This is a genomic window from Roseibium sp. MMSF_3544 (genome assembly GCF_030732845.1).
Taxonomy (GTDB): domain Bacteria; phylum Pseudomonadota; class Alphaproteobacteria; order Rhizobiales; family Stappiaceae; genus Roseibium.
The window spans coordinates 262740-275591 of sequence record NZ_JASHKA010000002.1; the positions used below are offsets into that span (position 1 = coordinate 262740).

Annotated in this window: 12 protein-coding genes; 9 read left to right on the forward strand and 3 right to left on the reverse strand. The window is 58.6% G+C overall.

The genetic code is table 11. From position 1 onward, the window contains the following. Nucleotides 1-14: 14 nt before the first annotated feature. Entirely contained in the window at nt 15-1148 is a 1134-nt protein-coding gene (locus RBB47_RS03855; RefSeq protein ID WP_305984424.1) for a nitrogen regulation protein NR(II), read from the reverse strand. 80 nt (nt 1149-1228) lie between these two features. Then, complete coding sequence (gene glyA / locus RBB47_RS03860) at nt 1229-2551, reverse strand: serine hydroxymethyltransferase (RefSeq protein ID WP_305984425.1); 1323 nt, start codon at nt 2549-2551, stop codon at nt 1229-1231. Between the two features lie 125 nt (nt 2552-2676). On the opposite strand from glyA, the gene RBB47_RS03865 reads away from it, so the two are divergent. Further along, on the forward strand, nt 2677-3570 hold the full coding sequence (locus RBB47_RS03865; RefSeq protein WP_305984426.1) for a LysR family transcriptional regulator: 894 nt from the start codon (nt 2677-2679) through the stop codon (nt 3568-3570). 16 nt (nt 3571-3586) lie between these two features. Here the strand turns inward: RBB47_RS03865 and RBB47_RS03870 are convergent, their stop codons facing one another. Further along, nucleotides 3587-4483: a DMT family transporter gene (locus tag RBB47_RS03870; RefSeq protein WP_305984427.1), complete on the reverse strand. Its 897-nt coding sequence runs from the start codon at nt 4481-4483 to the stop codon at nt 3587-3589. A 295-nt stretch (nt 4484-4778) separates the two neighbouring features. On the opposite strand from RBB47_RS03870, the gene ccoN reads away from it, so the two are divergent. From ccoN to ccoS, 8 genes are all read left to right on the forward strand, one after another. Continuing rightward, nucleotides 4779-6434, forward strand: a complete 1656-nt coding sequence (gene ccoN / locus RBB47_RS03875; protein WP_305984428.1) for a cytochrome-c oxidase, cbb3-type subunit I — start codon at nt 4779-4781, stop codon at nt 6432-6434. A gap of 13 nt (nt 6435-6447) precedes the next feature. Continuing rightward, nucleotides 6448-7182, forward strand: a complete 735-nt coding sequence (ccoO, locus tag RBB47_RS03880; protein ID WP_305984429.1) for a cytochrome-c oxidase, cbb3-type subunit II — start codon at nt 6448-6450, stop codon at nt 7180-7182. 4 nt (nt 7183-7186) lie between these two features. Further along, nucleotides 7187-7342: a cbb3-type cytochrome c oxidase subunit 3 gene (locus RBB47_RS03885; RefSeq protein ID WP_305984430.1), complete on the forward strand. Its 156-nt coding sequence runs from the start codon at nt 7187-7189 to the stop codon at nt 7340-7342. Between the two features lie 3 nt (nt 7343-7345). Further along, complete coding sequence (gene ccoP, locus RBB47_RS03890) at nt 7346-8224, forward strand: cytochrome-c oxidase, cbb3-type subunit III (RefSeq protein ID WP_305984431.1); 879 nt, start codon at nt 7346-7348, stop codon at nt 8222-8224. Between the two features lie 190 nt (nt 8225-8414). Further along, complete coding sequence (gene ccoG, locus RBB47_RS03895; protein ID WP_305984432.1) at nt 8415-9878, forward strand: cytochrome c oxidase accessory protein CcoG; 1464 nt, start codon at nt 8415-8417, stop codon at nt 9876-9878. A gap of 10 nt (nt 9879-9888) precedes the next feature. Beyond that, complete coding sequence (locus RBB47_RS03900; protein ID WP_305984433.1) at nt 9889-10401, forward strand: FixH family protein; 513 nt, start codon at nt 9889-9891, stop codon at nt 10399-10401. 12 nt (nt 10402-10413) lie between these two features. After that, complete coding sequence (locus tag RBB47_RS03905; protein ID WP_305984434.1) at nt 10414-12660, forward strand: cation-translocating P-type ATPase; 2247 nt, start codon at nt 10414-10416, stop codon at nt 12658-12660. Between the two features lie 5 nt (nt 12661-12665). After that, entirely contained in the window at nt 12666-12818 is a 153-nt protein-coding gene (gene ccoS / locus RBB47_RS03910; protein WP_305984435.1) for a cbb3-type cytochrome oxidase assembly protein CcoS, read from the forward strand. Nucleotides 12819-12852 lie beyond the last annotated feature (34 nt).

Genomic DNA, 12852 nt, shown 5'->3' on the forward strand with positions numbered 1-12852 from the left:
GCCGAAATACAACCCTACGTAATTATCGGTACATCTATAGTAAACATACAACCGAATCCGTCACCATCAGGTTGTATGAGGCCCTCTCCAAATATTATTTTTCCACCAACTTTATTAATAATTTGCGAAGCAACAGAAAGGCCGAGTCCACTGCTATTTTTACTAATGCTTTTTGAATAAAAGGGCGTGAATACTTTTTTGCGAAGTTCGGCCGGTATCCCCGGGCCATTGTCGGCAATCGATATTTTCACGCTCGAGTCTTCGTCTTGGGTGACGTCTATACGTATTATCCCTGAATGCTTCGTCGCCTGGGAGGCGTTTGTGACAATGTTGATCAATACTTGTGCAAACAAAGTCTCATTGATCGGAATATTCAGTTCTTTTGGAAGGTTCCCGAAAGCTGTTTCAATGGTGATTGTCGGCGGCAGCATGAGCCGCACCAGATCAATCGCGCGGTTCAACCCGTCCGAAAGACTGGTGGTGTCTGTTTCCTCGCGAAAACTGCCACGGGACAAGCCAAGAAGGTTGTCCGATAGGTCGGCTGCCTGCTGCGCACTGTAGTGCGCCATCTCCAGATCCCTCCGGACGTCAGCGTTCTCTATGTCGGACAGGTGCAGCGAAATGAGGCTGGTGACCGGATGCAGAAGATTGTTGAGCTGATGCGCTAGGGATCCGGTCGCCGTTCCGAGAGCTTCCAAGCGGTTTTGGCCAATGTCCCGCTCCGCTCGCAACCGCTCTTCGGTGATGTCTTGCTGAATGCCGAGATAGGCAGATAACTGGCCGGAACTGTCGAAAATCGGCGCCATGCGCAGTGCGTTGATGAAGGGCTCGCCAGATTTCTTGTAATTCAGCAGAACGACGTCCACAGGCTCACGCGCGTTGATCGCCTTGCGGATCCTGGCGACATCGTCCTTGTTTGTATCTTCGCCTTGCAGGAAACGGCAGTTGCGGCCCAGGGCCTCGTCGGGACTGTACCCTGTCGTCCTGGTAAAGGCCGGATTGACATATGTAAGCGGCAAATCGGGATGCCTGACGTCGGAGAGACTGATTGTGTCCGGAGACCCCTCAAGAAGGGATTTCAGCAGGTCAGGTGAGTTGACTGCGATTTGCTCAAGGGCTGCATATCCCTGGTTCGCGTCTCTTTTCATGTCTCGTGTCCCCCTTCAAGCGCTTACGCGCCTGCCGCTTTAAGGGTAGGCAGAGATGGGCGAAAACGGAAGGCCGCTTTTCAAGTCCGAACGAAGTGCATTGTGTCGAATTGCCGGCGCCAGTCGGAGACCCTTTTTGCCATTGCTTCCGGATCGTTTGAACGCAGTGCCTCGGCTATGAGGCTTGCCAGCCGAGGCATGTCCGATGCGGTCATGCCCCAGCGCACGAGTTCGGGTGTTCCAAACCGCAGGCCGTTCATGTCGCCGTCGACCGGTGCGATCGGCAGACCGATGCCGCAGGCAAGGAACCCAGCTTTTCTGAGCTTCTTGGAAGCCGCCTGACCGCCGCCAAACGCAGCCGCTTCAAGGGCGAACTGATGCGATGCCGTAAATCCTTTCGAGGTCTGGAAAACCGGCAGGCCCGCTTCGGAAAGCGCGACTGCCAGGGCTTTTGACGCAGCGGCCATTTCTGCGGCGTATCCCGGACCGAATTCCCGCCAGTCCAGAAGTGAGATGGCAAGCGCGGCCGACTTGGCGACGTCGAAATTCGCGGTCAGGCCCGGAAAGGCAATGGCGTCCAGTTTCTCGGTAAGATCGGGTTCATTGGTAACCAGCAGCCCTCCTGCGGGTCCGCCGAGGCTTTTGTAGGTGCTCATGGTCATCACATGCGCGCCTTCCTGAAGTGGATTGGCGAAGACACCACCGGCGATCATGCCGCACTGGTGAGCTGCGTCGAACAACACCTTGGCGCCGACTGCGTCGGCGATTGACCTGATTTCGCGGACCGGGTGCGGAAACAGGTTAAGGCTCATGCCGATGGTAATCAGTTTCGGCTTCACCTTGAGCGCCAGCGCGCGCAGACCGTCCAGATCAATCGTGTAGCCGTCCGCATCGAAGGGGGCTTCATGAATCTCCAGTCCGTAGAGCCCCGCGCAACCAGGCGCGTGATGCGTTACGTGCCCTCCGACCGTCGCTGGCGGGACAATGATGGCGTCGCCTGGCTTCGTCGTCGCCATGAATGCGTAAAGATTGGCGAGGGCACCGGAGGCGACACGGATCTCGGCATACTCGGCCTTGAAAATCTCGCAGGCCAGATTGGCGGCGATCACCTCGATTTCCTCAATCGCCTCCAGACCCATCTCGTATTTGTCACCTGGATACCCGAGCGAGGGGCGAGAACCCAATCCGCTGGCGAGCAGGGCCTCAGCGCGCGGGTTCATGACATTGGTGGCCGGATTCAAATTGAAACAATCGCGTTCATGGATGGTCTTGTTTTGCGCCACCAGGTCTTCGATGCGTGCGGCAAGGTCCGAGCTCGACCGATCTGCGGTTTGTCCTGTGACCTCCTCGATGCGGGCGAGGGCGGCGGCGGGAAGCCAGGGATATTTTTCCATGATGGTCATGCTGTCGCTCCGGAGGTGTCAGGGTCCGTACCCTAGCTCTTGATTGCTCGCAGTTTCCACGTCTGCTTGCCATTGCGCAAATCAGATTTTAGAAAAATAAGGGCTAGAAAAATTGAGTCTTACCAATGCCCGTTGCGCCGCCCTTCCCACGACTGCCGTCTCTCAACGCCTTGCGTGCATTCGAAGCCGCCGCGCGTTTGGGAGGTTTCGCGCAAGCGGCCGAGGAATTGCAGGTTACGCCGGGCGCCGTGGCCGCCCAGATCAAGATCCTCGAACAGGAGCTCGGCGCAGATCTTTTTGTACGTCACGCAAGGGGCGTGCATCTGACGGCACTGGGGGAACGGGCGAGGCCGCGGTTCCAGTCAGCGTTCGACGCATTGACGGCCGCGATACGCGACTTGCAGCATGAGGCGGCGCCCGGCAAAGTTCACATCGCAGCGCTACCCGCGCTCGCCCAGCTCTGGCTCGCGCCGCGGCTGCCGCAATTGCGCGCCCGTTTCCCCGAGATCGACATTTCCGTCACGGCGACAGAGGCACCGCCTAACCTGAAACGCGTGCCGTTCGACCTGTGCCTCTTCTACGACGATGCGGATGCCGCCGGAAAAACACCACTTGCCGGTGATGCCCTTTTGCCGGTCTGTTCGCCGCAGATCGCCGAAACCATTCGAAGTCCTCGTGACCTTGTTCAGGCCGTTTGTCTGACGGATACAGCCTGGGCAGACGACTGGCGCATCTGGGCGGCAGAGGCCTGTCCCGAAGTCGGGTTGGTTCCGAAAGGTCCTGTTTTTTCCTTGTATGCGCTGGCCGTTGAAGAAGCCTTGAACGGTGCTGGCGTCCTGATGGCTCACAAGGCTCTGGTTGAAGAGCATCTGAAGTCCGGGGCGCTTGTTGCACCCCTTGCCACGCAAGTGCCCCTGCCTCACGCAATCTCGATGTGGGGCCTGCCAGGAGGTCGCGCCAACAAGGCCGTTGCGCTCGTGACAGCTGAGCTGCAAAGAATGTCGGCGAAGCTGGACTGATTGCAGGTTCAGGACCTTACGTTCGGGCCTTGTTGCTGCGCCACAGAATAAACAGACCGGATCCCACGATGACGCCACAGCCGATCAGCATCTGAAAATCGATCGTTTCGTCAAACCAGAGGACGCCAAGGAGAATGCCGAACAGGAGCCTTGAATAGCGGAATGGAGTGACAGTGGCGACCTCGCCGGTGCGCATGGCTTTCATCAGGGAGCTATAGGCAACAACACCAAAAGCGACGGCTGCCGCTAGGGCCTGAAGGGCCGAAGTTGAGGGCACGATCAGCGCCTGCTGCTCCCAGAAACTGAACAGCACGCCGGCAATGATGATTGTGAGAAAGCCGTAAAAACCCAGAACATTCGTGCTCAAGGTCGCAGGTGCTGCCCGGCTTGCGAGATCGCGGCCGGAAAAACCGAGCATGCCGATAACCGCGAGCAGCGAGAGCACGGAAAAACTGTCTCCGGCTGGGCGCAGCACGATCAGCACGCCGATCAATCCGACGAAGATCGCGCTCCAGCGCCGCCAGCCGACAGTTTCCTTAAAGAACAGCGCAGCACCAAGCACAACGAAGATAGGTGTCGCCTGAAGGATGGCCGTCGTCGAAGAGAGCGGGGTCAAGGCAAGCGCAAGAATGTAGAACAACCGTCCGACCAGTTCGAAACCGAACCGGACTTTCATGACAGGCGACAACACGTCCGCATGAAACACGGTCTCCCGCCTCAACCCGGCCAGACCCCAAAACGCAAGTGCTCCGCCGAGGCCGAAAAGGATCAGGACTTCGCTCACGGGGAGTTCCAGAGCGGCATGTTTGACGAAGGCATCCTCCAGCGCAAAGGCCGCCATTGCGGCAATCATCCAGAGACTGCCGGCGAGATTCGGGGAGAGGATCGCGGATTTGAAGGATCGATCAGTCACTGGCCGGTTCGCGAGGGAAGGTGCCGCCTGCTGGCGGATGGAAGATCGGACGGTGCGCGGAAAGGTGCGTCCGCTTCGACGCTTACCACGATTGGGCGGTTGTTTCCTTCGGAAAATGACAATGCCAACAGGCCCTTAATCTGCTGCCAAATTGTCGCGCAACCCGTCTTACGACCAAAGGCTGAGGGGGAAACCCGGAGCTGTTGATATGAATCAACGCGGCTCGCCGGGAGACGTGCGCATGGTCGTGCCATCGTTGGCACCTTGCATGGAATCTAATAACTGGGGCGCTGAAATGGCACATAAAAAGACCGGTTTGGTCTCGCTCGAGGAGGGTGGTTTCGCCATCTTCCTCGTGCTGCTTGCATTCGCTTGCATAATCGTTGCGGGCAAGACCTTTGATCAGGTCATGGCTTTTCACGCTGGCATTGGCGCACTGTTCGCCGCGGTCAGCGTTTTCCTGATCTTTAAGAACTTCTTCGACGACGGCGGACAACCAATCCCGGCCGAAATCGACGGAAAGCCTAACTACAACCTCGGACCGATCAAGTTTGGTGCGATAGCCGCTATGTTCTGGGGCTTGGCCGGTTTCACGGTTGGCCTCGTGATTGCGCTTCAGCTGGCCTGGCCGGCATTGAATTTCGATCTTCCCTGGACCAATTTTGGTCGCCTGCGCCCGCTGCATACGTCAGCGGTGATTTTCGCCTTCGGCGGAAACGTGCTTCTGGCAACCTCCATGTACGTGGTTCAGCGAACCTGCCGCGTGCGCATGCCGGGCAAGATCCTGCCCTGGTTCGTGATGCTCGGGTACAACGCGTTTATCGTGATCGCTGGCACGGGCTACCTGCTCGGAGCGACACAGGGCAAGGAATATGCAGAGCCTGAGTGGTACGCTGATCTGTGGCTGACGATTGTCTGGGTGTTCTACCTGTTCCTCTTCCTCGGCACGCTCTGGAAGCGCAAGGAACCCCACATCTATGTGGCCAACTGGTTTTACCTGGCGTTCATCGTCACGATTGCCATGCTGCACGTCACAAACAACCTGACGATCCCGGTCTCGATCTACTCGACCAAGTCCTACATCGTCTGGTCGGGTGTACAGGATGCGATGGTGCAGTGGTGGTACGGCCACAACGCGGTGGGCTTCTTCCTGACCGCCGGCTTCCTCGCCATCATGTACTACTTCATCCCCAAGCAGGCTGACAGACCGGTCTATTCGTACCGCCTGTCCATCGTGCACTTCTGGGCGCTGATTTTCATCTATATCTGGGCCGGTCCGCACCATCTGCACTACACGGCTCTGCCGCAATGGGCCTCGACCCTCGGTGCGACCTTCTCGATCATTCTGTGGATGCCGTCCTGGGGTGGCATGATCAACGGACTGATGACGCTGTCAGGCGCATGGGACAAGCTCAGGACCGACCCGGTTCTGCGCATGATGGTCGTGTCTGTCGCCTTCTACGGCATGTCGACCTTCGAAGGACCTTTGATGAGCCTGCGTTCGGTCAACTCGCTGTCGCACTATACTGACTGGACCATTGGTCACGTTCACTCCGGTGCGCTCGGCTGGGTGGGCTACATTTCCTTCGGTGCAATCTACTGTCTGGTTCCGTGGCTGTGGAATAAGAAGGGCCTTTATTCGCTGAAACTGGTGAACTGGCACTTCTGGCTGTCCACGCTCGGCATCGTTCTCTACATCACGGCAATGTGGGTGTCCGGCATCATGCAGGGCCTGATGTGGCGCGCCTATGACAGTCTCGGTTTCCTGGAATACTCCTTCGTTGAAACCGTGGAAGCGATGCATCCCTTCTACATCATCCGTGCTCTCGGCGGTGCGCTCTTCGTGGTCGGCGCCCTGATCATGGCCTACAATCTCTGGATGACCGTCCGTCATGGTGAGGCTGAAGAAGCCGACACCACGCCGGCTGGCTCCCTGGCTCCGGCCGAATAAGGGAGGGACACCAATGTCTGCATGGAATAAACACCAAATCTTCGAGAAGAATTCCTTCGTTCTTCTGGTCGGTATCCTGGTGGCGGTCGCCATTGGCGGTCTGGTCGAGATCGCACCGCTCTTCTACCTGAAGAGCACGATCGAAAAGACCGAGGGCATGAGGCCCTATACGCCGCTGGAACTTGCCGGGCGCGACATCTACGTGCGCGAGGGCTGCTATCTGTGTCATTCGCAGATGGTGCGTCCGATGCGCGACGAGATCGAGCGCTACGGTCACTTCTCTCTGGCAGCAGAGAGCATGTATGACCGGCCGTTCCAGTGGGGATCGAAGCGGACCGGACCGGATCTGGCCCGCGTCGGCGGCAAATACTCCGACGACTGGCACGTCGAGCACCTGGTCAACCCGCGCTCGCTGGTTCCGGCCTCGATCATGCCCGGTTACCCGTTCCTGGCGGAAAACAGGCTGGAAACACGGGACATCAAGGCACATCTGGAAGTCAACTCCATTTACGGCGTGCCTTACACCGAAGCGCAGATCGAAAGCGCGGCGTCGGATGTGCTTGGACAGGCCATGCCGGACTCCGATGCGGCCTATGAGTTCGAGGAACGCTGGCCGACAGCCCTGATCCGCGATTTCGACGGCAACCCCAAGGAAGTCACCGAAATGGACGCGCTGGTCGCCTATCTCCAGGTGCTCGGCACAATGGTCGACTTCTCCATCTACGACGATGCGGCTAACGCGAGGTAGAGCCATGAACGAGACGTATAGCGCTTTCGCGGGCTTCGCTCAGACCTGGGGCCTCATCTATTTCATGATCATGTTTGGCATTGTTCTGGCCTACGCCTTGTGGCCGAAGAACCGGAAAAAGTTCGACGATGCTGCTCAGATCCCGTTCCGGGAGGATTGATCCATGGCGGACACACAAAACAAGGAAGTCGACCAAATCTCCGGGGTCGAGACGACCGGCCACGAATGGGATGGTCTGAAGGAACTGAACAACCCGTTGCCGAAATGGTGGCTCTACATCTTCTACGCAACGCTGGTCTGGGCCGTGATCTATTGGGTGCTCTATCCCTCCTGGCCGCTGGTGACCACCTACACCAAGGGTGTTTTGGGGGCGAGCCAGCGCGAAGAGGCGATTGCCGCCTACGACAAGGGCGTCGCGGACAGATCGCAATTCGCCGACAAGATCGTGTCCACGGCACTTGAGGACATTCCTCAGGACCAGGAACTGCTTCAGTTCGCGCTTGCCAATGGCCGTGCAGCCTTTGGCGACAACTGCGCACCTTGCCACGGCAACGGCGGTACCGGTGCGGAGGGCTATCCGAACCTTCAGGACGATACCTGGATCTGGGGCGGCACGCTGGATGATATCCACACCACGTTGCTCCACGGCATCCGCAACGAGAGCGACGATGCCCGGTTCGGCGACATGCCGGCTTTCGGAGCGGACGAACTGTTGTCCCGCGAGGAAATCGACCAGGTTGCCAACTTTGTCGCCTCACGCGCGGGACAGGAGACAGAAGATGGTGTTGACCTTGCAGCCGGCCAGGTTCTCTACGAGGACAACTGCGCTGCCTGCCATGGTGACAGCCTGGAAGGTATCCAGGAAGTCGGTGCACCGAGCCTGATGTCTGCGAACTACCTTTATGGAAACTCGCTCGACGAGATCAAGGCACAGATTGCCAATCCGCGGAACGGTGTGATGCCGGGCTGGGAAGGCCGTCTTGATCCTGCGACCATCAAGTCCCTGACCGTCTATGTCCACTCCTTCGGCGGTGGTCAGTAACAAGGTGGTGAGGATGCGGCAAATGCGCCGGATCGTCTGACACATTTGATCCGGCGCAAGGTGTGACGCTTTGCGCCGGTTTATTTTGAAATGGCGCTGATAAAGATCGGCACTTGGGAGCGGGACGAACCCGCTCCGCAGTTTACCAGGATCCTATTGGGGCAGGATCGCGTTATAAAGGACGGACGGTATGTCTGCGGACACCGAAACGCATGAGGGCGAGCACTCCGAAGAGTGGTTTGCGTCGGCCAAGAAAATCTACCCCATGGCAACCCACGGCCTGTTCCGCAGGATCAAGTGGGCGCTGCTGTTCATTACCCTGGGCATCTATTACTTCCTGCCATTCGTCCGCTACGACCGCGGTCCGAAAGCACCCAATCAGGCCGTTTTGGTCGATATGGACAATGCCAGGGGCTACTTCTTCTTCATCGAGATCTGGCCGCAGGAAGTTTACTATCTCACGGGCCTACTGATCATCGCGGCTGTGGCGCTGTTTCTCATGAACGCCGTCGCGGGCCGAATCTGGTGCGGCTATCTCTGCCCTCAGACCGTCTGGACTGACCTGTTTTTATGGGTCGAACGCCAGGTTGAGGGCGACCGGCGGGAGCGAATTGCACTCGACAAGGAACCTTGGTCCTTTTCGAAAGTGCGCAAGCTGGTCACCAAGCATTTCTTCTGGTTGATGATCGCGTGGTGGACCGGCGGGGCCTGGGTTCTCTACTTCAACGATGCACCGACCCTTGTCTGGCAGTTGCTGACGTTCCAGGCACCGATGGTCGCCTATATGTGGATCGGGATCCTGACGACGACCACCTATCTGCTCGCCGGCTTCATGCGTGAGCAGGTCTGTATCTACATGTGTCCGTGGCCGCGCATTCAGGCAGCGCTGACGGACGAAAAGGCACTCAATGTCACCTATCGCTGGGACCGCGGTGAACCACGCGGCTCGCTGAAGCACAACAAGAAGCTTGAAGCCCAGGGATTGCCGGCAGGCGACTGTATCGATTGCTACCAGTGTTTCCAGGTTTGTCCGACCGGCGTTGATATCCGCAAGGGCTTGCAGCTTGACTGTATTCAGTGCGGTCTGTGCATCGATGCCTGCGACAACATTATGAAAAAGGTCGGCAAGCCGACCGGCTTGATCGCTTATGACACCGATGAAAACATCGAGCGGCGTCTGGAAGGCAAGGAACCGGTCTACGAGATCGTCCGTTGGCGCACGATCGCCTACGCAGCGATCATCGCCGTTGTCGGCGCCATCATGCTGTTTACCCTGCTCAATCGCGATTTCGCCGACATCAGTGTGCTGCATGACCGCAATCCCGTCTTCGTCGAACAGTCCGACGGCTCGGTAAGGAACGGCTACACGGTCCGCCTGTCCAACAAGCGGCGCCACTCCAGGGCTTTCATGCTGCACGTCGAAGGCATGCCGCCGAACACATCGGTTGAGGCCGTGGGCGCTGATTCGACCTTTGCCGGACGTCCCATCATCGAAGTCGGACCGGATACGACCAGAGAAGTGCGCGTTCTTGTGAGCTCGCCTCCCGGCGAAAAAATGCCCCATTCAACACCGGTCACATTCCGCATCACCGAGAGCGTGATGGGGGAAGTGGTAACAGCCAATGACACCTTCAAAGCCCCCGGCGATTCCTGAGGAGCAACGGATGACGATAGCGCAATCGAACATGAAAGATCCGAAGCCAATCACGGGTAAGACCGTGCTTGTCTGGCTGCTGTGTTTCTTCGGCGTTATTTTTACCGCCAACGGTGTTTTCATCTACTTCGCGCTCGGGTCGTTCCCGGGCGTGGTGGTGAACAGCTCCTATGAGGCCGGCCAGACCTACAATCGGGAGATCGCGGCAGCAAAAGCCCAGGCCGATCTCAAGTGGCAGGTCTCCAGCGAAATCGCACGTGAAAGCTCAGGTGCCACGAAACTGATGGTCACCGCGGCAGATGCAGAAGGGGCTCCCCTTTACGGCATTGAAATCAAGGCGATGTTGCGTCACCCGGCTCAGGAAACGGCGGATATGGAAGCATTCCTGCGGGCCGACGGCGGCGGCCGCTACATAGCCGAGCTGGACTCCTTGCCGGCAGGCAACTGGACACTGGTTTTAGAAATCGAGCAGGACGGAAGTCGCAGGTTCAAGTCCGAAAACCGGATCTTCCTGAAGGAATAGGGATCCTGTTCAGTGACAGTACATCAGCGAGACTGGCAGGCATTCGTTACACCGGCAAAAGATGGCGCGGTCCACATGGACCTCGCCGTCGACGGGATCACATGTGCGGCCTGCATGGGAGAGATCGAGCGGGGCCTGAAACGTCTTCCGGGCATTCGTGCTGCGCGCGTCAACCTCACCAGCCAGCGTCTCGCTGTCGACTGGGTGGAAGACCAGACCGGGGCGGATGAGATCGTCAGCGAGCTCGCACGGCTTGGTTATACGGCACATCCGTTTGACCCGGCCAGTCAGAAAGAGCGCCAGGACAAGACGGGCAAGCAGCTCCTGCGCTGCCTTGCCGTTGCCGGTTTTGCGGGCATGAACATCATGCTCCTGTCCGTCTCCGTCTGGTCAGGCAACGCCACGGACATCACACCGGAAACACGCGATTTCTTCCATTGGCTGTCGGCGCTGATTGCATTGCCGACCGTTGCGTATGCGGGACGACCGTTTGTCAAAAGCGCGTTCGGCGCGCTGGCAGCAGGTCGGCTGAATATGGACGTTCCGATCGTGATCGGTGTGTTCCTTGCGGTCGCGCTTTCCATCGTCCAGACGCTTCAGCACCACCATCACGCCTATTTCGAATCTGCCGTGATGCTGTTGTTCTTCCTGTTGGTGGGGCGCTATCTCGATCACAACATGCGTGGTCGAACGCGGTCATTTGCCGAGAACATTGCGGCCCTCAAGGCCGAGGTTGCTGCCAGGATCAATCCTGACGGCAGTGTTCGCGAAGTGCCGCTCTCGAAAGTCAATTCCGGTGATCTCGTTCTGGTTTCCGGCGGTGAACGGGTGCCGGTCGACGGTGTCGTCGAGACAGGCCAGTCCGAAATCGATCAGAGCCTTGTCACGGGCGAGAGCGTCCTCGTTCCCGTCGGGCCGCAGCAAAGAGTTTACGCTGGGACACTGAACGGGGCGGGAGCCTTGCAAGTTCGGGTCGAAGCGGCCAGCGGCGCAACGCTCCTCGATGAGGTCAACAGGCTGCTGGAAACCGCCTCCCAGGCCAAGTCCGCCTATGTCCGCATCGCTGACCGCGCTGCGCGTCTTTATGCCCCGCTGGTTCATGGGGCAGCGGCATTGACCTTCCTCGGATGGCTTCTGGCGGGTCTTTCCTGGCAACCCGCTCTTGTGATTTCCATTTCGGTTCTGATCATCACTTGCCCCTGCGCTCTGGGTCTGGCGGTTCCGGCAGTTCAGGTCGTGGCGTCCGGTCAGTTGTTCCGCTGCGGCATCCTGCTCAATTCCGGAGATGCGATCGAGCGGCTTGCCGAGATTGATACAATCCTGTTCGACAAGACCGGAACACTGACGCGCGCCGAACCGGAGCTTTGCGGCTCAATTGACCCGGATGATGAAACGATTGCGCTTGGTGGCCGGCTCGCACTGGCCAGCCGGCATCCGTTGTCGGCCGCCCTGGTCAAGGCAACCGGTGCGCTGGTCCCGCTGCCGGATGTGGAGGAGGTTCCCGGCGCAGGTCTTGAGGCGATTTTTGACGGGGAATGTCTCCGCCTCGGCAGCCCGCTCTTTTGTGGGGCGTCCCGGGATGAGATCGATACAGCTCTGGCGGCTGTCCCTGGTGCGTCGCTGCTTGCCGTGCGTCATGGTGACAGACCAGTGCGCGTGCTTGCATTCCGTCAGAGCCTGCGCCCGGATGCAAGAGAGGTGATCGATCTGCTTCGGGATGAGGGCTATCGGCTCGAGATCCTGTCCGGCGATACCCAGCCAGCTGTTGCCGATTGCGCGAAGGTTCTCGACATTGATATGTGGCAGTCCGGCATGAAGCCCGCCCAGAAGATCGCACGTCTGGAAGATCTTCAGGCCGAGGGACGCAAGGTGCTTATGGTCGGAGATGGCCTGAACGACGCACCGGCGCTGGCCGGAGCGCATGTGTCGCTGTCGCCGGTCACTGCAGTCCACTTGAGCCAGGCCGCAGCCGATGCGGTTTTCCTGGGCGACAGGCTGATGCCGGTCGCCGACGCTTTGCGGCTTTCCAAAAAGGCGCGCGCGGCAATCGAGCAGAATTTATGGATTTCGGCGCTCTACAACGTGATCGCAGTACCGATTGCTGTCGCCGGGTTCGTAACGCCTCTCATGGCCGCTGTTGCCATGTCTGCCTCGTCCATCGCCGTGACGGCCAATGCGCTGAAACTGAGGTGGGGTGAAGGAAGCCAGCGTGAGCCTGCAGAAACCCGGCAGTCACTCAAGCCGGCGGGCAAGGGATAACCGCGATGGATGTTCTCATCTTCCTGATTCCGATCGCCCTGTTTCTCGGCGCGCTGGGACTGATTGCTTTCCTGTGGTCCTTGAAAAGCGGCCAGTATGACGACCTGGAAGGCGCCAAATGGCGCATCCTGGACGACGACGACCTGCCGGACAAATGATGATGTGAAGGTGTGGTTTCAGCTACGCGGACTG